The 23,960-nt window shown below is 25.4% G+C and carries 18 protein-coding genes and 1 pseudogene; 2 read left to right on the top strand and 17 right to left on the bottom strand.

The features are described from left to right. Positions 1–422: 422 nt before the first annotated feature. The 14 genes and pseudogenes from MarbSA_RS00170 to MarbSA_RS00105 form a co-directional block, all read right to left on the bottom strand. Positions 423–1,733 carry an LUD domain-containing protein gene (locus MarbSA_RS00170; RefSeq protein ID WP_054835368.1) on the bottom strand — a complete coding sequence of 437 codons (1,311 nt, stop codon included), beginning with the start codon at positions 1,731–1,733 and terminating at the stop codon, positions 423–425. Positions 1,734–1,922: 189 nt separating this feature from the next. After that, a pseudogene (locus MarbSA_RS00165) lies at positions 1,923–2,663 on the bottom strand ((Fe-S)-binding protein); the annotation flags it as partial. 480 nt (positions 2,664–3,143) lie between these two features. Continuing rightward, positions 3,144–3,542: a DUF2304 domain-containing protein gene (locus MarbSA_RS00160; RefSeq protein WP_042703763.1), complete on the bottom strand. Its 399-nt coding sequence runs from the start codon at positions 3,540–3,542 to the stop codon at positions 3,144–3,146. A gap of 204 nt (positions 3,543–3,746) precedes the next feature. Then, a complete protein-coding gene (locus tag MarbSA_RS00155; RefSeq protein ID WP_054835367.1) occupies positions 3,747–4,484 on the bottom strand; it encodes a glycosyltransferase family 2 protein in 738 nt (245 codons plus the stop codon). Positions 4,485–4,825: 341 nt separating this feature from the next. Further along, positions 4,826–5,284, bottom strand: a complete 459-nt coding sequence (ribC, locus tag MarbSA_RS00150; protein WP_042703758.1) for a riboflavin synthase — start codon at positions 5,282–5,284, stop codon at positions 4,826–4,828. Between the two features lie 294 nt (positions 5,285–5,578). Continuing rightward, positions 5,579–6,442 carry an ATP-binding cassette domain-containing protein gene (locus MarbSA_RS00145; protein ID WP_197272547.1) on the bottom strand — a complete coding sequence of 288 codons (864 nt, stop codon included), beginning with the start codon at positions 6,440–6,442 and terminating at the stop codon, positions 5,579–5,581. A 392-nt stretch (positions 6,443–6,834) separates the two neighbouring features. After that, entirely contained in the window at positions 6,835–7,947 is a 1,113-nt protein-coding gene (locus tag MarbSA_RS00140) for a DMT family transporter (RefSeq protein WP_221061583.1), read from the bottom strand. 272 nt (positions 7,948–8,219) lie between these two features. Then, entirely contained in the window at positions 8,220–8,894 is a 675-nt protein-coding gene (cbiQ, locus tag MarbSA_RS00135) for a cobalt ECF transporter T component CbiQ (protein WP_231493735.1), read from the bottom strand. Positions 8,895–8,954: 60 nt separating this feature from the next. Continuing rightward, on the bottom strand, positions 8,955–9,251 hold the full coding sequence (locus tag MarbSA_RS00130; RefSeq protein WP_042703753.1) for an energy-coupling factor ABC transporter substrate-binding protein: 297 nt from the start codon (positions 9,249–9,251) through the stop codon (positions 8,955–8,957). 21 nt (positions 9,252–9,272) lie between these two features. After that, complete coding sequence (gene cbiM / locus MarbSA_RS00125) at positions 9,273–9,971, bottom strand: cobalt ECF transporter S component CbiM (RefSeq protein WP_042703751.1); 699 nt, start codon at positions 9,969–9,971, stop codon at positions 9,273–9,275. A 670-nt stretch (positions 9,972–10,641) separates the two neighbouring features. Continuing rightward, positions 10,642–11,289: an orotidine-5'-phosphate decarboxylase gene (gene pyrF, locus MarbSA_RS00120; protein ID WP_221061582.1), complete on the bottom strand. Its 648-nt coding sequence runs from the start codon at positions 11,287–11,289 to the stop codon at positions 10,642–10,644. Positions 11,290–11,443: 154 nt separating this feature from the next. Continuing rightward, complete coding sequence (locus MarbSA_RS00115; RefSeq protein ID WP_221061581.1) at positions 11,444–12,427, bottom strand: ATP phosphoribosyltransferase; 984 nt, start codon at positions 12,425–12,427, stop codon at positions 11,444–11,446. Between the two features lie 266 nt (positions 12,428–12,693). Beyond that, a complete protein-coding gene (locus MarbSA_RS00110) occupies positions 12,694–17,004 on the bottom strand; it encodes a DUF11 domain-containing protein (protein ID WP_221061580.1) in 4,311 nt (1,436 codons plus the stop codon). 499 nt (positions 17,005–17,503) lie between these two features. Further along, positions 17,504–18,952, bottom strand: a complete 1,449-nt coding sequence (locus tag MarbSA_RS00105) for an MFS transporter (protein WP_054835275.1) — start codon at positions 18,950–18,952, stop codon at positions 17,504–17,506. Positions 18,953–19,457: 505 nt separating this feature from the next. On the opposite strand from MarbSA_RS00105, the gene MarbSA_RS00100 reads away from it, so the two are divergent. Together MarbSA_RS00100 and MarbSA_RS00095 are read left to right on the top strand one after the other, a co-directional pair. Then, the gene (locus tag MarbSA_RS00100) at positions 19,458–19,622 is read left to right on the top strand and encodes a TIGR04165 family Cys-rich peptide (protein ID WP_042703744.1); all 165 of its coding nucleotides are present in this window, start codon (positions 19,458–19,460) and stop codon (positions 19,620–19,622) included. A 55-nt stretch (positions 19,623–19,677) separates the two neighbouring features. Beyond that, the gene (locus MarbSA_RS00095; protein ID WP_221061579.1) at positions 19,678–20,832 is read left to right on the top strand and encodes a TIGR04083 family peptide-modifying radical SAM enzyme; all 1,155 of its coding nucleotides are present in this window, start codon (positions 19,678–19,680) and stop codon (positions 20,830–20,832) included. Positions 20,833–20,837: 5 nt separating this feature from the next. Here the strand turns inward: MarbSA_RS00095 and MarbSA_RS00090 are convergent, their stop codons facing one another. The 3 genes from MarbSA_RS00090 to MarbSA_RS00080 form a co-directional block, all read right to left on the bottom strand. Beyond that, positions 20,838–21,578: a class I SAM-dependent methyltransferase gene (locus MarbSA_RS00090; RefSeq protein ID WP_280636283.1), complete on the bottom strand. Its 741-nt coding sequence runs from the start codon at positions 21,576–21,578 to the stop codon at positions 20,838–20,840. A 203-nt stretch (positions 21,579–21,781) separates the two neighbouring features. Continuing rightward, positions 21,782–22,759, bottom strand: a complete 978-nt coding sequence (gene galE, locus MarbSA_RS00085) for a UDP-glucose 4-epimerase GalE (RefSeq protein WP_054835272.1) — start codon at positions 22,757–22,759, stop codon at positions 21,782–21,784. 372 nt (positions 22,760–23,131) lie between these two features. Beyond that, the gene (locus tag MarbSA_RS00080) at positions 23,132–23,902 is read right to left on the bottom strand and encodes an MIP/aquaporin family protein (RefSeq protein ID WP_221061578.1); all 771 of its coding nucleotides are present in this window, start codon (positions 23,900–23,902) and stop codon (positions 23,132–23,134) included. Positions 23,903–23,960: the final 58 nt, after the last annotated feature.

Here is a 23,960-nt window from a genome sequence, read left to right as displayed (position 1 = left end):
TAAATATATTACAATTATTAATATTATATTAACTATTAATATTATATTATAATAAGCTTATATAATTTATAAGAAACTTATTAATAATTCTTAAGAAATTTGTATAATAATTGATTATAATAGATTATATATTTAATGATTTTAAATATTTAATTATTTTTAAATTGTTGCGAAATATACCATTAAAATTTAATTTTTCAATTAAAATCGCAACTTTTAACTAACATTATAATTTTTAATAATATTACAATTTTTTATTTAATATATATTTAATCCATATTTAATTTTTTATTTAATCTTTTATTTAATTATTATTCTATTTATCTTTTATTTAATAATACCTTTTTATTTTTTAATTATCTTTTTAACTATAATTTATTAATAAAGAATTTATATAAGTTTGATTAAATTATTACAATAAATTAATAAGGAGAACCTTTATTCTTAATATTATCCTTGAATTTCCCATGTTTTTCAGGATATAAACTCTTTTTAAGAGTTTCAGCACGAATATTTTCAATAATATCAGATGTAGAAATAGTTACAGGACAGTTAATTTTACAAAGACCACATAATGTACATTTATAAAGTCCAGAAGAAATACTAGTTTCAGTATCCTGAATAAACTTACTCATAGCTACTCCACGACCACCTAAATAATTATTAAAACCAAATTCATTACCTATAGCATTATAAACAGGACAAGTAACAATACAACTACCACAACCAATACAATAAAGACATTCAGCAATTGATTCAATAGCTTCTAAACGCCCATTGTCTAGAATAATGACAAAGACTTTTTCTGCACCATACATATTTTTAAGTAGCTTTTTCTCAATATCAGCAGTTTTTGAAGGTCCTGAAACAATATTAATATAAGAAGTTACCTTACTTCCAGTAGCATATATGGTTTCAAGTTTAGCTATTGAAATAGCGTCTTCAATAGTCCTAACAAGCTTTTCTATACCCACCACAATAATATGGGTCTTCATGAGAGAAACAAGAGATATATTACCTTCATTATGAACAAAAACTAAAGATCCATCTTCACAAGCTACTGCATTAGCTCCACTTAATCCAATATCAGCCTCAGATACTTTATTTAAAACATCCTTTTTCACAACTTCCATAATAGATTTAGGATCACAAGCAACATCTACATCCAACCCTTTGCTTACAATTTTTGAAATTTCTTCAACATTTAAATGGGATGCAGGGCCTGTTGGATGTGTAGGTTTATTATCTTTTCCTTTTAATTGTAATATCCTATCTCCCAAGTCTGTTTCAATAACATCAATACCTTTTGATTGAAGAAATTTAGAAGCTGCAATTTCTCCAAGAGTATTAGATTTAGATTTAGCTACAACAATTGAACTTTCATCATTAAAACTATCACCATCATTAAAATCATCATAATTATTAAAATCATTATTAATATTATAATTTGATTTATCATCCTTCAAATCTTCATTAATTTCAATTTTAATAACATCATAAATAATATTTCTAGCCTCTTCAGCATTGTCTGCAAAAGCATAATCAATGTCATTTTTTTTGAAAGATTCTTTAAGAGTTTCGATTAACTTCTCATTGTTATCAATAGAATCTTTTCTAATATCAATGACTTTTTCTTGAAGATTTTTAACTTGAGGATCGTTTAAAATATTTTTACGTTTATTATAAACAGTTTTAAATGAATTTCTCATTGATTCTAATTCATTTTCATTCATTTAAAGACCCTCCACTTTTTCATCAATCAATTTTTGTTTGTTTTTATCTTCTTTATTTTCCTCTTTTCTATTTTCCTCTTTTTTACCTTTCTCTTCTTTTTTATCATTTTTTTGTTTATTTTTCCCTTCTTCTTTAGATTTTTCATGTTTATCTTTTAACAATTTATCAATATTACCTTCAATACAAGCTAAAATAAATTCTGAAAGATCTAAAACTTCCATAGAAGAATTTTCATTTAAATTTAATTTACAAAAAGGACAAGAAGTTATTAAAATCTCAGCTCCAGTATCTTCCGCTTCTTCACCTCTTCTAGAAGCTATTAAATTTGAAATTTCTGGAAAAGCAGATTTGACTCCTCCACCAGAACCACAACATAAAGAGTTCTCACGAATATTTTCCATCTCAATAAGATTTGAAAAACTCTTTATAACTTCTCGCGGAGCATCAAATTCACCACTATGCCTACCTAAATGACATGGATCATGATATGTAACTGAAATATCTTTATTTATAAAAGAATCAAAATTATTACTATAATTATTATTACTATTATTATTACTATTATTATTACTATTAATATTACTATTAGTATTATTATTAATATTATTATTAGATATTATTTCATTAAGTAACTGTGAAATATGAATAACATCTAAATCAACCCCAATATATTCTCTATAATCTTGTTTTAATGTTTTATAGCAACCAGCACAAGAAACAACAATTTTTTCATCTTTTAGTTTAGGTAAATTCTTTTTCATCTGTTCTTTAGCATCAACAACAAAACCAGTTCTAAGAAGAACAGAACCACAACATTCTTCATCATTTAAAGTTTTAAAATCAATGCCAGCTAATTTTAAAAGTTTTTCTGTGGAATCAGAAATAGAATTTACTCTTTCACGAGCTGTACATCCTCTAAAATATAACATTATACATTCACCATACTCTCAAGATATTAAAATAATTAATAATTATAAGAATAATTATAAATCTATTAAAAATAGTAGAAAAATAAATTATTAAACAAATATATTAAATTAGATATATTAAGAAAATATATCAAAAAATATACTATAAAAATACATTATAAATACATTATAAAAATTTTATCAATTTATATTATATATTTTATTATTAATAGCTTTTTCTATTATAATACTACAAAAATTACAAAAAATAGAATTTTAAAAAATATTAAGAACAGTGAAAATAATGTTTAAAAATCAGATGAAATCTAATAATAAAAAACTAAGTTAAAAACAACAAATCTAATAAAAAACAATATATCTAATAAAGAAGCAAGAAATTTAATAAAAACAATATATCTAAATGAAATAATAATTAAATAAAGATTAAATAAAGATTAAGTAATAATTAAATAAAAATTAAATAAAAATTAATCAATAAAATCATTTTTTATCTTCATTTTCATCTTGATCTTGGTCTAATTCATAATTTAGTTCTTTTTCTATTGAAATTATTCTTACTAATTTTGTTATATCTTGATCTATTTTTTCAAGCTTTAAATAAATCCTAAATATTAAATAATAAGAACCAATAATTCCAAAAATAATTATTAAATCTAAACCTCTTCCAATACCAATAAGATTAGCTATATATGTACTAGATTCGGGCATTATAGCAAATATAGCCAATAAAACCCATAATACTACCCAAAGAATAAAAGTTGTAATAGAAGTTTTTTTCTTATGAAATCTATTAAAAACTAATAATATTGCTAAAATAGCTATAAACACAACCAATATCTGAAATAACCTTATATCTCCAAAAATAATTACACACTCCATTTATAAAACAACAGCATAATAGCATAATTTAATTTAAATATTTTAATATAATTTACCAATCAAATGTAAACTAATCAACCAAATATAACAAACTAATCATCTAAATAACAAATCAACCAACCAAAGATAATAATTTAATGGTCCAAATATAATAAATCGATCATCCAAATATAATAAATTGATCATCCAAATATAATAAATTGATCATCTAAATATATCCATTATCATTTTAAATAAAATTTTAAGTCCAACCATTGCATTGGTTCCTTTAGCTTGAGTTTCAGGAGTGTAAATAGTAGTAATTGTAACTTCCTCTAATTTAAGATGATTTCTTCTAATTTCCCTAATAAACTCTGAAGACACACCATAACCTCTTGATAACAAATTTAATTTGGGAATAACCTCTGCTTTGAAAGCTCTCAGACCAGATTGAGAATCTTTAACCTTTGTTCTATAAAACAAATAAGTCATGAGATTCATAACTGTATTTGCAAAATTTTTAGAATTGGGCATATCTTCAAATGGTCTTGATCCAATAACAACTTCTGCATTTCCATCTTTTAATGGTTTGCAAACTTTAACTATATCTTCCACAGCATGCTGACCATCAGCATCAAAAGTAACAATAAATTTAGCACCGTGAATTAATGCTCCAGTCATACCTGTCTTTAAAGCTGCACCTAAACCTCTGTTAATAACATGCTGATATATAAAAATATTATCTGGATATTTAGATTTAGAAGATTTAGCTATTTCATAAGTATTGTCACTAGAACCATCATCAACAAGAATGACTTTATATCCTAATTTTACAATTTCTTCTATAACTGAACCAACAGTTTTATCTTCATTGAAAGCAGGAACAACAACAAATATCCCATCAGTATCTTTATTAATTAAATGATTATTAGAAAAGCTAGAAACTTCGTTTTTATCTGTCATATTTGAATTACCATATCTGAATAAAATATAAATAAAATATAAATAAAGTATAGATATAGTATAACTGAAATATAAAATATATGATATATTTAGAATACTAATTATTTTAATTATATTATTGAATTAATTTGTTTTTATTACCTTGTTTTTAAATTATATATACTGAGTGTTTGCTTTTTAATATGTTATATAAATTATATAAATGTTATGATAGAAATAACTATAATTATTATTTTTATTATTTATATTGAAGATCGTAATAATGAATAATAAATATAATTTAATATTGATTATAATCTAAGGAGGGTTATAATTTAACACTATTTATAATCTAATGATAATTATAATGGACCAGCATCTTCTTTTCCTTCACGCATTCCCATTCCAGCTTCTTTTTGCATTTGTTTAGGAGTAAACATCATTTTTAGTAAGTTCCGAGCATGTTCACGAGATCGATTCTCGGCTAATTCTTTTAAAAGATCATCTTTTTCCTCTTCATCCTCATGAACAAAAACTTCTAAAATGTGAGTGTTAGTCATCAATTGAGCTCTAATAAGACCAGTAGATGCCTCATGAGCACACATTTTATCTTTTTCCATAGGGCCAGGCATTCCAAGAGCCATGACAATTTCACAATCTTCTTCCTCAATAAGTTTCTTAGAAGCTACTGGAAGATCTTTAATCCCAGGAACAGTCTTATGAATAATTTTTAAATCAGTAGCATTAGATTTTAATTCATCAATAGCTGCTCCACCCATATCAAAACGGGCAAAAGTAGTATCACAAACACCAATTCGCATAAATTCACCTAATCATAAATTTAATCATAAATTTAATTATAAATTTAATTATAAATCTAACCATAAATTTATTTATAAATTATTAAATATTTTATCATACTTATTAAGTATTATAATTATTATATTATTTTTATTAAATAATATATTTATTAAATATTCTTATTGAATATTCTTATTGAATTTAAATATCTCTATTAAATTCTATTAAATAATACGTTTATTAAAATTATTTATGTATCTATTAAAAATATTTATATACTTATTAAAATTATTTTCATCAAATTTTATATATTATTAAATATTAGACTTATCTTTACTAAATTTTCTCTTATCAATATATTTCAATAAATCTTTACGAGCTTCTCCAATAGTTAAAGGATAAGAATCAGAGATTTTAACATTATCTTCTTTTTCTAAAACTTCTAAAAGATGAGCTACTCTAGGCAATCTTAAATCAGCATCACGAATCAGATCAATATCATCAAAAACTTCATGAGGAGTGCCTTCCTTGATAATACTCCCATTTTTTATAACATTAACTTTGTCAGAATAAAGGGGAACCAAGTCAACATCATGAGTAGATATAATAATAGTCATACCATGGTTATTAAGCTCATACAATAATTTGAGCATCTTAGAAGCACCTTTAGGGTCTAAACCAGAAGTTGGTTCATCTAAAACCATTATTTCAGGATTCATAGCTAAAATTCCTGCAATAGCTACTTTCTTCTTTTGACCACCACTCAGATGATGCGGGGGTTTTTTTTCATATCCTTCCATTCCCACACGTTTAAGAGAATCAGTAACACGTTTTTTTGTTTCTTCTTGAGAAAGACCAATGTTAAGTGGGCCAAATGCAACATCTTCTTCAACAGTTGGTGCAAAAAGCTGATCATCAGGATTCTGGAAGACTATCCCTACTTTTTGTCTAGCTTTAAGTAGCCCTTTTTTATTATATTCTAATTTTTCACCATCAATAAGTATTTCACCATTTTCTGGTTCAAATATTCCATTAAAATGGAGGAAAAGGGTAGATTTTCCTGCACCATTTTTACCAAGTAATGAAACAATCTGACCTTTTTCTACATTGAAATTAATATTATCTAATGCTTTAGTGCCATCAGAATATAAGTAAGTAATATTCTTAGCTTCTATAATACTCATAGTCCCACCTGTTACTATTTCCTGTTACTATTTATAAAATATGTTTTATCTCCATATATAATTATTTAATCAAAATATAATTACTTAATTTAAATATGTTTACTTAATTCAAATATAATTACTTAATCAAAATATAGTTACTTAATTTAAATATGTTTACTTAATTCAAATATAATTATTTAATATACATATATTTATTAATCTAAATGTAATTATTAATCCAAATATATTACTTAATCTAAATATAAATACTTAATTTATATTAATTATTTAAAACATTAATCTATATAATCTAAAAGTTGATTTATAATAAATTTAAGATTAATTTATAGTAAACTTAAGATTGATTTATAGTAAATCTAAAAATTAATCTATAAAACTGAATTCTAATGATCATGTTTATGATGTAAATCTGGAAAATGATTATGTTCATGATATTTTTCATTGTGTACATGAGTATGAGTATGTTTTTTATTTTTATCTTTATCTTTATTATAAATTTCAAAGTCATTAGAATCATGTTTATGAACATGGTGCCCATCATCATGAGAATGAAGATGAACATGTTCAACTTTATTATGATAATGTTTATGATTATGAACAATATTATTAGTGATTAATACTGCAACAATCAATAATATAATAGCTATAATCAAATTAAATGTTAGTGGTTCACCAATAAATATAGAAAACATTATTCCCCAAAATGGAGCAGTGGCAAACAAAATTTGACTTCTAGTAGCTCCAAGATTTTGTGCAGAACTAACGAAAAATACAATACTTAAACCATAAGACACTAATCCTAATATTATTCCATAAAATATTAAGTTTAATGAAATCATTTGAGAAGCTATAATCATTCCAATGGTTAAATTAACTCCACCTCCAAAAATACCTTTAACAAAAGTGATAAACTCTGGAGAATATCCATCAACTATAGAAGTAAGCTGATTATCCAATCCCCATGAAAAACAAGCCAAAATGATGAAAATTATAGAAAATATATCACCAAATCCATTTCCCCAAGATACTATTAAACCAGCGATAAATGTGAGTAATAAACCGATTGAAGCAAATTTATCTAAATTGTCCTTAAAAAATATTAATCCTAAAATGGCTGTAGCTACAAGCTCCATATTTAACCATACAGCAGTTGAACTTGCACTATTATGAGAAAGACCTATCATTAAAAATAAAGGACCTAATATTCCACCAAAAAGAATTATAAGTAAAATTTTTATAAAGTTCTTATCAAATTTAACCTCTAAAAAAGATTTTTTAGAAGTATTTTCATCTTTAACTACATCCTTAGCTTTATAAAAATTATTAAAATTCTTAATTATACTAGGAATGATCACAATTCCTGATCCTAAATATAAAAGTCCAGATAATTGAAATGAATTTAAATCCGCCAATAAAAGTTTGCTAAATGGTGTTGCAATACCAAATAATAAACCAGCTATTAAGCCTAAAAAAACCCAATAGTTTTTAAAATTCAAATTTTCACCAAAATTTTTAATTTATAAAAATTACATAAAAAATTGCTTTATAAAAATTACACTATAAAAAAATTATCTTATAGAAATTATTTTATAAAAGTTACCTATAATCATAAAAGAATTATTTATTATATTTACTATTATTACTTATTAGTATTACTTTTTTTGAATTTATTTATAAACTAGTATTACTATTATTCTATTAAAAAGTATTATCACATTGAAAAATTAAAAATAAATAGAATATTAATTATTAATAAGAGATCAATTATTTAAGGATCATATTTAGGTAATTCACCATTATAACCTCTAGAATCTAATGCATATTGTAATTTCTCACCTTTATCAAGAGATCTAAAAAACAAATTAGATATTAAAAGACCTAAAGACCTATAAGAATTTTTAAACCCATTATACCCCATTCTTGTTTTTTGAGCATTTGTCATTATTTTAATCTGATCTAAAAAGACAAAAATAGAAGTATACATTAATAAAGCTATTTCAATAAAAATTTTAGGAATTTTAATTTTACTTAAATCATTTAATATCAGAGCAATTGGAGTAGTTAAAGACAAAAATCCAAGAGCAGAGAAACACGCTAAAGTCCTACAAAAAGTAGTTATTGCAAGTGATAAAGCATCTTCTCGAACAACAATACCTAAGATGCCAGTATTAAAAATTACAGTTCCACTACCAAAGAAAAATGCCATGAAAATACAAGTTATCAAAGCAAATCCAAATGGAATAGACATGAACTTAATATAAAATTTAAATGGGATTTTAGCTATTGTAAGAAGAGAAATTCCAATTAAAAAGGTTATAAAAAGAGAAACAATTGGTAAATTGACTATTAAAGCAAATATCATCAAAGAAATGGATATTATAAGCTTATAAGTACTTTTAACATCCCTTAAATTATTCGTATGAGCAATATAATCAATTTCCAATTTAAACAATCCCTATATTAAAAAATCCAAATATCACATTATATATGCGTATTTCTATGTTTATTCTTTTTTATTTTTAGAAGCTCCTCTCCAATAACCAATGAAATAACCAATGATTATTGCACCAATTGCAGCTTGAAGTGCAAAGAGTAAACTTTCTATTTCACCACTTGGAGGTTCCCAAAAAGAAGAAAACCATGGTTCATAACCAAGTTCCTCAATAGCTTCACCAGCAGCACCATCAGCACCACCAAAGTAACCTTGATCTTCTCCAAGCCCAGAATACATTACCATTGGAGCTATAGCAATAATAGCTACAAGAATTAATAAAATTATATCTCTATTTCTAGTACTCATAATATCAACATCACCATCAATTTAGCTATCTCCTGAAACTTCTGAAGATTTTTTAGAAGAAGAACTAATTTTTAAAGCATTTAATTTTTCAAGTAATCTTGGTTTATATTTAGTCAATTGATCCCAAATAACAACAGTTAACAATCCTTCAGCAATAGCTAATGGAATTTGAGTTATAGCGAAAATTCCTAAAAATGTAGTAAGAGCTGCTTGAAAAGTAGGTTCTGGGAAAGCCATTGCTAATTGGAATGAAGTTGTAACATAGGTAAAAAGATCTCCAAGGAATGCTGCAAAGAATATAGCTATAGCAGCAGAAATTCCTGATTTTGTAAATCCTTTATAAACTCCCCAAGCTACTAAAGGTCCAATAATACCCATAGAAAATACATTTGCTCCAAGAGTAGTTAAACCACCATGAGCTAAAAGTATTGCCTGAAATAGCAATACAATTGTTGCAAGAACTGCAGCTACAGCAGGTCCAAATATAGCTGCTCCTAAACCATTACCAGTAGGATGTGAACAACTACCAGTAACAGAAGGTATTTTCAATGACGAAAGTACAAACATAAAAGCACCACTAACTGCCAACAATGACTTAGATTCTGGTGTTTCCTCAGTTACTTTTTTGATTCTTATAATACCATAAGCAATTACAGGAATTGAAAGTATATACCAGAAAAGACACCAAAGTGGTGGTAAAAATCCTTCCATAATGTGCATAAAATATCTCTCCATATTATTTTTATTAAGCAAAAAATTTTATAGTTAAATTTAATGAAAAACATTGATAATCACAAATATCGAATTAAAATATTAGATCTTTTTAATGATAGAAATAACATTAAATTTAACTACATCATACAATATAAAACAAACTTTAATACTAATAAAGTTTATTTGATAATAATAATTTATTAATATATTATTTAAATGTTTTGATTTTTTAAAGCCAAATTTAATTAATTTAAATCAAATGGAAAAATATGCTTAATGTTATTGAAAAAGATGTAAAATTAAGAAAAAATAAAGAAATAAAGTATATAATAAAATAAAAATAGTATTAATAAATATTAATAGTAGATGAATACATGAATACTATATAATAAAAGTTATACAAATAAAATTAGTCTAATAAAAATTCCAATAAATAAAATTATGCTAAATTATAATAATAAATAAAATTAAAAAATTAAAATTAATATTAAAATTAAAAATAAAACTAATATTAAAAATAATATTAAAATTAATATTAGAATTAATATTAAAGTTGATACTAAAAATAATACTAAAAATAATATTGAAAATAATATTGAAAATAATATTGAAAAATCGTGATTATTTTATTAATAAAAAATAAATATAGTAATTTTAATGTTTTAAAAAAATATAACTATTTTAAAGAATTTAAAATACTTTCAATAGCTTCCTTAGGATTGTTTGAAGCATAAATAGATCTTCCAATAATTAAAGCATCAGCATATTTCAAAGTATCCTTAGGATCTCCACCTTGAGTACCAACACCGGGAGATATGATAAAAGAATCTTTTCCAACAATATTTCTAATTTCAGAAAGCCTATTAAGTCTTGTTGACGGAGCTACATAATTTTTAATCCCCATTTCAAGGCCCATTTTAGCGATATCATCAGCAACTCCTTGAAGAAACATCTGAGCCCCAGGATGAGACATTTCTGTTAAAAGAAAAACATCACCATTATAATTAGAGGCAACATCTAAACAAGCTTTAACACTATCCTCTCCAACAAAACCATGAGTTATAATAGCATCAGCACCAGCATTAAAAGTTAAATCAGCTATTTTAGAATTAGTTTCAGGAATATCAGCTACCTTATAATCACAAATAACATTGAAATCAAAATTATCCTTAAATATACCTATAGATTTAAGTCCTTCAGCTAACGTTAATGGATAACCAATTTTAATCGTGTTAATATAATCTGAAATTTCCTCAACAACCTCATAAGCTTCTAAAATATCCATTAAATCCATTGCTAAAATTATATTATTTTTAATATTCATAAAATACACCCTATTATTAAAATAGTAAGTTATTATTAAAAGAACTGATCTATTAGTTAAATGAACAAATTATTACTAAAATATTAATCTATTACTGAAATATTAAGCTATTATTTATATAATAAGTTATTATTTAAAAAATTATATTAATGACTCATTTTACATATTGTTTAACATCATTTCTAACAACAGAAGAAGCATTATATTTTTTTATACCGTTTAGCATTTCTGGAAACTTATTTTTTTCAATTAAAACATTAATCTGAGAAAATTTACTTCCAGAATTAATGGTAGGCTCATCAGAACAATAACCATTATCCACTAAAAAATCACTTACAACTAAAGCAATATCATTGTTAACATTAAATTTAACATCAAAGTATTTTCTAGCGGTAGTTGCACCATAAAGCTGTTCAAAAATCATTTTAGCTTTTTCCAGCTTTTCATCAACACAGCTAACACCTGCATAAAGACCAGCAGAGGAATGCATTATAGTTTCAAGCTCAACTAAACCAGCTTTCTTTAGACTGCTACCTGTTTGAGTATTATCTACAATAAGATCTGCGCCTTTAGCTATATATACTTCAGTAGCACCATCAGAGTTAATTATTTGAACCATATCATTTTCACCATCAACTAAACCTCTAACCTGAACAAGAGGAATAGAATCTCCAAAAACTTCTTTATACCCATCATTTTCCATAATATGCTTACGAGTAAGGTTCGGATACTCTGTAAAACAGAGAATAGGAGTTTTACGATCTTTATTAAGTCTAAAAAACTCACTTAAAGAGAAATAAGGAGAATCAACTGGAACAGCTACTATAAGACGAGTTTGGCCATAATCAAGGTCACCAATTTTTGTTATTCCTCCTTCATGAGAAACAGACTCTTCTTTAACCCAGTCTTCACCAACAATAGCAATATCAACCATTCCTCTATTGAGTTCAACAGGAGTACTTTGAGGACGAGTTAAAAATGCCTTAATTTCATCATCATTAGCAATATTAATTTCATAAGACTCGTTTCCAGGTTCATATCCACGAACTTCATACCCAGCATCTTTAAAAAGTTGATAGGTGTTTCCTCTATTTACATTATTTAAACTTCCCTTAGGAAGCCCTATTACAATCTCCATAAAATCTACCTAAATTTCTAAAAAATTACATAATATAAATTATATCTTATATAAAACATCTAATACAAATTGAATAAAAAGTAAATTGAATTAAATTAATTGAATATAAATTATATTACATAAAGTATATAAATTTTTATAAAACAAAATCAAAAAGAATTTCAAAAAAAAATTAAAAAATTAAAAAGTTAATAAAAATAAATAAAAAATAAAAAATAAAAAAAGTTAATGGAATAAATAAAAGATAAAAAATACTAAATAATAAGTTATTCTATTTTCCTATTAACAAATAAATAAAAGACAGCTAATATGAAAAGAATAGCCACTGGAATACCTGTATTTTTCATTTTAGTATAACCAATATTTGATTTTTTATCAGTACTTTGTGTTTTGTTATCTGTATTATTTTTTGTTTTATTATTCTCTAATACTAATATTTCAACATCAGCATTATTATTAGACAAATTAGTTTCAGCTTGATTGATTTTAACAAATACTGGAAAATCGACATATCCCCTTTCCATAGTTTTAGCAACGATTCTCAAAACAACAGATTTTCCAGGCTCTAATGAACCAATATCCCAAATTCCAGTTTTTGGATTATAAATTCCTTCAAATGCCTTGTAACCAAGAAGTTCAAGATTTTTAGGAATATTTATCTTTGCTTTAGCTCCAGTGGCTTTATTTACATCATCATTAGATACTTTAACAGTGTAGTAAACTTTTTTACCAATCTTAACTATAGAAGGATGAGCAGTAATACTAATAGAAACATCAAAAGTGGCTTTAGATATAATAGATATATTGGTTTTAGGTTTAGGATTAACATTCTTTTCTGTTGAATTAACACTTGCAAAGTTTGAAATATTTCCAATACCATTGACTTTTGCATTAATAATTAAGGATTTAACTTCTCCATCAGCTAAATCACCAATATTCCATAAACCAGTATTAGGATTATATTTATCTTTACTATTATCCGATATATAAATTAGTTTAGAGTTTAATTTATCAAGTACTAAAACATTTGTTGCATTATCAGGTCCATTATTTATAACTGTAATAATATATTTAATATACTCACCATTTTTAACCTTAGTGACATTTACACTTTTATTAATAGTTATATTAACAAGCGGATCTACTTTAGTTGTTACATTAACATTTGTATCTGGAGGAGTGTTATTTTCAAATGTAGTTACATTAGCTTTGTTAACAATATTTCCTGTACCATTTACAATAACGATTATTGTCAATATTGCAGATTCTCCAGAATTTAGATTCTCCAAATACCAAATTCCAGTATTCTCATCATATACCCCATCTCCATCAGCTTCAACAAAAATTAATCTTGGATCTAGCTTATCAAATACATAAACATTTGTGGCATTACTTGGGCCATTGTTGGTAACAACAAGGTTATATACAAGCCCATCACCAATATTTGCAGTATCATGACTTACAGTTTTATTTACAGTTACATTGACAGTTGGATTTGAAAAGATATCTACACTATCATTAGTTTTAGGATTAGTATTGTTCTCTTTAGATGTGACATTAGCAAAATTTGTAATATTACCTAAACCATTTACCATAACATCAATTATCAAGCTACGAGTTTCTCCTGAAGTTAGATTACCAATATTCCAAATACCTGTAATATAATTATAGTTACTGTCATCACTACTTGATATAAATCTCAATCTTTCATCTAACAAATCATATACAACTACTTCGGTTGCATTATCAGGCCCATAATTTATAACTGTAATTATATATTGAACATAGCTACCATCATTAACTACTGTGATATTTACAGTTTTATTAATAGTTATATTTACAACAGGATATATAGTGACATTGAACGTTATATTAGGATGAGGAACTATTGAAGTATTGGCAGTAACATTTGCAACATTTGGAACAACCCCTAAAGCATTAGCTTGAACAATAATAGTTAAATTTACAGTTTCATCAGATGAAATATTACCAATATCCCAAATACCAGTATTATTATCATAACTACCATTATCAGTTGAAGAACTAATAAATATTAGCCTATGATCAAGCCAATCATAAACTTTTACAAGATTTGCTTCATTAGGACCATTATTTCTAACAGTGATCATGTATTCAATATAATCTCCAATTTTAGCAGATGTAACATTTGCAGTTTTAGTTAATATTAAGTCAGAATAAGGAGGTACAGTTATATTATAACTTACAGTTGTATTAGGGTTTGTATTGTTCTCAGTTGAATTAACAGAAGCATAATTTGGAATAAAACCAGTACCATTAATTGTAACATTAATAGTTAAGGTTACAGTTTGACCAGCAGATAATGTTCCAATATTCCATATACCTGTAGAATTAGTATAATTACCATCAGAAGAGATAAATATTAATCTTGGATCTAATATGTCACTTACAAAAACTCCAGTAGCATTGTCTAGACCATTATTTTTGACAGTTATAGTATAAGTAATATTATCTCCATTATTAGGAGTAGTTACATTTGCAGTTTTATTTATAGTTATATTAACAGAAGGAATACCATCGATTCTCAAAGTAACATTTTCATTGTCAGAGTTAGCATAAATCATATAAATTGTTTCATTATTATAAACAATTATTGGATTAGAAGAATAAGAAGAATTCCTAATATCTCCACTTTGAGAGTAAATAACATAACTAACTCCAGTTTGATTAATTAATTCAACAGTAACATTAAATAATGGAAGTAAGTTTGGATTGTTTGCTACAGAATTATCATTAAGTGTAAAATTATATCCCATAATAACATGAGTTCCATGAGGATAAGATTTACTTGCATTGACAATTGTTTCAAAATCAAGAGAAGATAACTGAAGCACATACCAATATTTTAAATCAGTGTTATTCCCAAAATCATTTAATTGACCAGAAATATTATTTTGACCCCACCAATTATAATTTAAATCAAGCCAGTTACCCCAATTATAAGATCCATTAGTATTATTCAGTATTCGATTATAATTTATAGCATTTGAAACACTAGAATCAGTATAACCAAAGAATCCAATATCATTATTGATAATATTAGAACCTGTGACATTATTTCCACTACCAAAAATTTGTATACCAATACCAAAATTAGAAATATTATCTCTTATATTTTCAATATTACCATTTTTAAAAGTATTATATGAAGAATTTTGATGAAAAGCTATTCCTGCAACAGTAAAATTAGATATATTAATATTAGTCAAATTATTCCATTTTCCAGTGATTACTATAGCTGCACTATTATTAATACTATTAACACTACTACTAGAACTATCTCCTATGAATAAACCATTGTTAAAATTATTTCTATTTCCTTCAATAACCATTATTATTTCATTATTTTTATAGCTATTATTAATCCATTGTTTATTAAAATCGATGTTTGAATTATCAAAGCCTAATCCTAAAATAATTTCATTATAACTAAAATCATTGTTAGTAATATTGAATGAAGGCTGTGTTGTATAAATAGCTATTAAATTATCAAACATAGAATTAGATATAAATTTAGATCCATTTATTTTTAAGTTTAATCCACTATTATAGATTGAACCACCATAGTAATTAGGTGAATTAATTAATGTGTTATTTATAAAAGCCGAATTATTAATGGTAGTATTAGTATTTTGATTATAAATTGCCCCTCCTCTTTGTTCTGCAGTGTTATTAATGAATTCTGATCCTTCAATAATAGTATTATTACCTAAATTATAAATTGCTCCTCCATCTCTTTTAGCTGTGTTGTTTACAAAAGTAGAGTTTATTATTATAAATATATCATCACCATCAAAATCATGAAGGTATAATGCACCTCCACCACTAACAACAACAGAATTATTTATAAACGAGGAGTTGATTATTGTAATATTAGATCCATAAACATTATCCATTGCCCCTCCATGTTGATATGCACTGTTATTTATGAAGTTTGAATCTTTAATAATCGAATTATCACTTCCATCATTATATATCGCCCCTCCACTATATCCAGCATAATTATTAATAAACGTGGAATTTTCAACTAAAAAAGTACCATTACTGTGGATTGCACCACCACCACTTGCAGTATTTGCAGTATTATTTTTAAATACACAATTTTTAACCGTTAAAAAACCTTTGTTTGATATAGATCCTCCCTGATAATCTAAACCATTGATAAAAGTAATATTAATAAATGTTACATTAGCACCAGGTTGTATTTTAAACATATTACTTTTTCTTTGTGCATCAATTATTGCATTCTCACCAATGAAAGTTAAATTCTTAGATAAAACTATATTATAATCACCAGAGAGATTATATGTTCCATTTTTCAATTTTATATTATCTCCACTTGTAGCAACATTAACTGCATTTTTAATCGTGAGTTTTGGTGAAGAATTAGTTCCAATATTTGAATCCTTACCATCAGGACTCACATAAATTTCAGATGCAGCTGAAACAGTTGCTATTGATATAATCAATATAAAAAATATCAATGAAAAGATCAGAGTTTTACTAATAAAACTTTCATTAAATAACTTTCTGTTCATTTTAACACTTCTTTTAAAATCTATTCTTTAATATTAACAATACTAAAAATTAGTAAATTATTTTACAGATATTTACTATTCCAGATATACCCAGATATTTACTAAATTAACAATATTCCAAATAATAATCAAACTAATATTCTAAATAATAATATTATTCTAAATAATATTGTTCTAAATAATATTGTTCCAAATAATAATGTTATTCTAAATATTGCTAAATATATAATGAACATTCCCTATACAATTATTATAAAAAATATATAAATATATAGATATATCAAAATATTAAGGATTAAATTCAATATGAAATGAACGTTCACTATTATAATGTTGAATATAATTATATATAAATTTTACCATGATATCATAAAAATAATTAAAATAGATAAGTAAATTAAGAAGAATTAGAAATATTTAATAAAATAACACTGTTAAAATAAATAAAATAACTAAAAATAAATAAAAATAAATAAAATATATAAACTGACTAAAATAATTAAATTTTTAAAACTTTAAATTCTTTAACTCCAATCAAAGAAAAAATAATGCCTATCAAACAACCAAAAGCTAGTAAAATAGAAACAATTTGTGAACTTTCAATTAGCAAAGGATAATATTTAGGAATTATCTGAAGAGATCCCATTATAACTGCAAAAATAACAGTCAAAATCCCTAAACTTAAAGTTTCTCCTATAACTCTTGTTGTTGAAACAGTAGCTGATGCAATTGAGGCTAATTTATCTGGAAGAGAACTTACAACAATATTTGTATTTGGAGATATAAATATTCCATAACCAATACCTTCAAGAATAATAGTTAAAATAACAACCGATAAAGGAGTAGTTTCATTTAAAAGAGTAAGGATTATTAAAGCTATAAAAACTATACCTAAACCAAAACTTGCAATAAATTGAGGATTAAATCTATCAGAAAATCTTCCAGCAAAAAATGTAGATATCGCCATTGAAATTGGAGCTAACATTAAAATTAATCCAGTGGTTTGAGGATCAACATTATTTATGTATTGTAAATGATAATCAACAATATAAATAACAACAAATGTTGAGAAAGAACATAATAATGCAGCAATACTTGAATAAGTAAATTTTTTATTTTTCAAAATTTTAACTGGAAATAGTGGAAACTTTATATTTAGCTGCCATTTTCCAAAAATCAGAAACAATAATATTGATAATATTAGTAAACCTACTCCCTGTAAAGTATGCATTATTGTAAAACCATAGGTTAAAAGTGAAATAGCTAATCCAAAAATTAAAGCTCCAACATAGTCAAACTTATCATCTTTCATTAAAACCCATTCATTTGGAACTTTAAAGTAAGTAATTAAAATAGTTAATATTAAAAATGGTATAACAAATAAAAAAACACTTCTCCACCCAAAATTATTGGTTAAAAATCCACCAATAACATTAGCTGCAATAAGTCCAACATATGCAATAGAAGTAATGATTCCAATTCCTTTACCTCTTTCATTTAATGGTAAAGATTCAGTTACAATAGCTAAGGTTGAAACATTCAAAATTGCAACGCTTAAACCTTGTAAAGCTCTAAAAACTATTAAAATATCGGAAGAATTTGAAATAGAAACTCCAAAAGACCCTATTATAAGAAGTATTAATCCTATATAGAAAGTCTTTTTTAATCCAAATTTTGCTGATATTTTTCCAAAAGGTAGTGAAAAAATAGCTATAGATAGGAAAAATACCATAGCTATCCAATTTTGAGCTACAGCACTAACTGCAAAGTTTAAAGCCATAGTTGGTAATGCAACTGATATTACTGATACTGAAAAACCACACAAAAAATAAGAGAGTGCGGTTATGATTATAACATACTTATTCTTAGACAGATTACCTTTAGACGAATTATCTTGAATTTTTTTCTCAAATTCTATATAATTTGATTCTTTCAATCTTGAACTCATATAAATACCTTTATTTACTTAAATTAGCTTTCAATTTTATTTAAATTGAATTTTTATAATTAATATTTCAAAATATAATTTTGATAGATTAATTCTGGATAGATTAATTCTAGATAGATTAATATAACTATAATATATCATTTCAAAAATATAGTATGATCAATAGCAAAATAGTTAATATTTATCATTATTAATAATTATAAAAAAGATAATCTATAATTTATATTATTTAAATTTAACCTATTTTATGTTCTAATAAATTGTAATATGATTTAAAAAAATAAAATATAAGTTAAAAATAACTGATTAATCAAAATAATAATCACTATATCAAAAAACTTAAAAAAACTTATTGATAGTTTTAATTCTATTAAATAAACAATATTAAAATAAAAATTATAAATGAAAATTATAAATAAAAATTATAGATAAAAATATTATAAATAAAATATATAGTTAAAAAATTAGAAAAATTTATTTAAAATATAAGTACAAAAATAATAACATGAAATTAGAACAATTATTAGCAGAATGTCCAAAATGTGGTTCAAAAGACAAAACCGTTGAAAGAAAGTTTTTAGATGAACATAAAGCTCATGCAGAAATGAAATGTATAGTCTGTGATAAATGTGGATATGTCTTTGAAACAAAAGAAGACGAAAAAGAATAAATAAATCCTAAAAAGTTAAATAAAACAGGACAGTGCAAACAAGGACAGTAAAAATATGACTTTCCATGTAATGATTATACCAACTCTTGATTGTCCATCAAACTGTGAATACTGTTGGGGATCTAAAAAAGGCTCTGGAATGATGGAAATTGAGATAATAGAGCAGATTGTAAATTGGTTGGATGGTTTTAGAGATGATTACGTCCATTTTACATTCCATGGAGGAGAACCATTACTTGTAGGTTATGATTTTTACAAAAAAGCTTTACCAATGCTCAAAAATGCTACAACTCATAAAGAAGCTGGTTTTTCACTTCAAAGTAACCTATGGTTAATAGACGAAAAATTAGCTAAACTATTTGCTGAATACAATGTAGCTATTAGTACTAGTATTGATGGACCCCTAGAAATTAATGACCATCAACGTGGAAAAGGATATTTTGATAAAACTATGAAAGGATATAAAATAGCTACTGACAATGGAGTCAGAGTAAGCTTTATATGTACATTTACCTCATATTCTAAAGATTATGAAAAAAAAGTTTATAATTTCTTTTTAGAAAATGGTTATAATATCAAACTCCACGCAGCATTACCATCAATGAGAGGAGATAATGCAGATCCTTGGGCATTATCACAAGAAGACCATGGAAAATTATTAATCAGCCTTCTTGATAGATACTTAAATGACCTTGATAAGATTGAAATAAAAGACTTTGACCATATATGTAAAAGCTCATTTATGCGAAGAGGAACTCTCTGTACATTTGCAGACTGTATGGGAGATACTTTAGCTATTGGGCATGATGGAAGCATTTATCCATGCTATCGTTTTAATGGTATGGAAGAATGGGTAATGGGAAATGTTTCAGATAATCCTAATATGGAAGATTTAACCAAAAGCAAAGCTTGGAAAAAACTTGAAGAATTTAAAAGCTTTGTAGATGAAGATTGTGCAGAATGTACATATATAAAGTTTTGTAGAGGAGGTTGTCCGTATAATGGAATTGTAGCTACTGGAACAGCTAAATCAGTAGACCCTCAATGTACAGCATATAAAATGATATTTAAAGAAGTAAGTGATAGAGCTAACAAAGACTTCTTAAAATCATCTATGCCCCCACTAATGGGAAACTCTGAACAAACCCAAAATAAAAACAAAAATCAAAGAAATAAGTATAGTGTTATGGATCTTATGTTAAAAAGATAAGATAATTATAATTTTTTTAAAACTATGCCAATATATATTGAATATCTTGGTGTTAATTTAGATAGAAAAGAAGAGATAAATTTTGGAATATAATAATGACCATATCCATATATATCTAAAACTTCAAACCCATGATGAGTAGCTAAATCTTTTAAAGCAGGTGCTGTAAAAATTTTTACATGTCTCAATCCTGAAGACAATTCTCCAATTTTTGTACCGAATAAAGGATTTCCAACTTGGATATGGCTTGAATGAAAAGAAACTGGCTGCATCCCAAAAATCATAAGCCCTAAATTGTGAAATGATGTTATATTAGGACAACTTATAATTGCATATCCATTAGGTTTTAATAATCTATAAATTTCTTTAAAAAAATTATCAGTTTCCATCACATGCTCTATAACCTGATTTGAAACTATTAAATCAAAAAAAGAATTATCAAAAGGAATTCCACTGTCTATATTTGCTTTTTTTGCTAATACTCCATTATTTCTAGCATTTACAATTAAATCTTCAAGAAAATCAACTCCATAAGGAGTATAACCTATTTTATCAGATAGAATTTTTGTAAATATACCATCATTACATCCAATATCTAATAATTTATAATCTAAATTATGATTTTTAGCATTGCCCCCCCCCCCAAGTAATTTATTGCATTTTTGGATAAATAAATTTTGATTTTCTAGATATGCTTCATTAGAACGTTGAAAATTACTATTTTTTTCCCAAGTATCACCTTTTATAATATCACCTTCTATAATATTTTTATAAATACTACTAAAATTTTTATTAATATTTTAACATAGTGAAAATTCGCTATTTATAATGAATAATTAATTTATAATATTATATATTATATAAATTTTTCTAAATCAGATATTTTCAATAGTAAAAAAATAAAATTAGTAAAAATAAAACAATTAAAGTCAAAAATAAAATACTAAAATTAATCTCTATTTTTATGCCATTTCCACGAAGTTTCAACTATTTTTTCTAAATCTGAAAATTTAGGAGTCCAACCTAAAACATCAAAAGCTTTTTTAGAATCAGCTATTAATATATCTGGGTCTCCTTCTCTTCTATCAACCACTTCTTTTTTAATTTCAAATCCTGTAACTTTTTCACATACATCAATAACCTCCTTAACAGAAAATCCATTTCCATTACCAAGATTATAAACTTTTTCTATAGAATTCTCATTATAAAGGCTCTTAAATGCTTTTATATGAGCCTGTGCAAGGTCATTTACATGAATATAATCCCTAATACAGGTTCCATCAGGAGTATTATAGTCATTCCCAAATATATTAATTTTATCTCTTTTGCCTAAAGCTACATCTAAAACAAGAGGAATAAGATGAGTTTCAGGATTATGATCTTCACCAATTTCACATTCAGGATCTGCACCAGAAGCATTAAAATACCTGAGAGCAGAATACTTAAAATCATTAGAACTAGATTGTGACTCTTTTTCTAATGCAAGTTCAACCATCAACTTAGACTTTCCATAAGGATTGATTGGATTTAATTCATGTTCCTCTTTAATTGGAATATTCTTGGGAATACCATATACAGCAGCAGTTGAAGAAAATATAAACTTATTCACATTATTTTCTCTCATAACCTTCAAAAGATTTAAAGTATTTTTATAATTATTTTTAAAATATTTAGCAGGATATTTAACAGAATCACCTACTGATGTAAAAGCTGCAAAGTGCATTACTCCTTCAATATCAAATTTATTGAACACAGATCTAATAAACTCAATATCAGACAATTCTCCCTTCTGAAAATCTCCCCATTTAACAGCATAGCTATGACCGTTGATTAAATTGTCTAAAACAACTGTATCAAAGCTTTCTTTATGAAGCTCTTTATTAACGTGAGAACCTATGTATCCAGCGCCACCAGTAACTAAAATCATTATTTAAACACCAAAAATCTTATTAATTTAGAGATATATCTAATTCATTGTTATTTAAAATATTATTAATCATTATATTTAAATTATAATCTATACTATATCCTTGTTTTGATAAAATTTCATTTATTTTGCTCATATTTTTTAATAACAATCTAATTGTAAAATAAATATTATATAATTATAAATAATTTTTTATAAATAATTTTTCACAATATTTTCAAAAATTTGTTTAAAAAAGAATCATATATCTATAAAAAAGAAAAAATCAGAAAAACATTCAAAAATTAAAATCTATAAATATTAAAATTAATATTAAAATTAAAAAAATAGTTAAAATAGCAAATAAATAATAGCTAAAATAACTATTAAAGATTATTCTTGAAATGGTTGTGGTAATTCACACACATCAGTACCCTTAGCAATATAGGAATAAACTAAAGCTGCTACAATTGCTCCTAAAATAGGACCAATTAAATAAATTGGATAAAAAATCCAAAGATTTGCTCCACCAGCCAATAAATCAACTAGATAGGGTCCAAAAGTACGAGCAGGGTTAATTGAAGCACCTGTAAATGCCCCTAAAACTGTAATAACTGCTGCAACAGTAAAACCAATTGATATTCCTGCAAAACCAGGATCTGCTTTTTTATCAACAGCTACACCCATAATTACAAGCATTAAGAAAAATGTACCTATAAATTCAGCAAAAAATGCTTGAGAGTAGCTAACCCCTAAACCTGGAGCAGTTGCACCTAAACCACCAATTGTCACAGATTGCATACCTAAAATAGCCAAAAGAGCTAAACTTCCAAATATTGCTCCAATAAATTGACCAACAAAATAATAACAAGAATCTTTTAAAGATATATTTTTTGTAACCAAAAGGCCAATAGTAACCGCAGGATTTAAATGTGCACCAGATATTTTACCAAATAAATAAATACAAGCCATTACAGTAAGTCCAAAAACCAACCCAATTGCTATCCAATCTCCAAGGCCTCCAAGAACACCAATACCAACATTACCTGGATCAAAAGTATCTGTAATAAGTAGAGTAACAACAGCCGAACCTGTTCCAAAAAATACTAATAAAAATGTTCCAATAAGCTCAGCTAAGACTTTTTTTTCAATTCCACAGGTCATAAAACCACCTGAAAAAATATGAGCTAATATAGAAAAAATATAAATAATAAATTATAAT

Source organism: Methanobrevibacter arboriphilus (assembly GCF_019669925.1).
In the GTDB taxonomy this organism is placed as follows: domain Archaea; phylum Methanobacteriota; class Methanobacteria; order Methanobacteriales; family Methanobacteriaceae; genus Methanobinarius; species Methanobinarius arboriphilus_A.
Note: the sequence above shows the minus strand (reverse complement) of the source record. Positions and strands in the feature narration are given on the sequence as shown.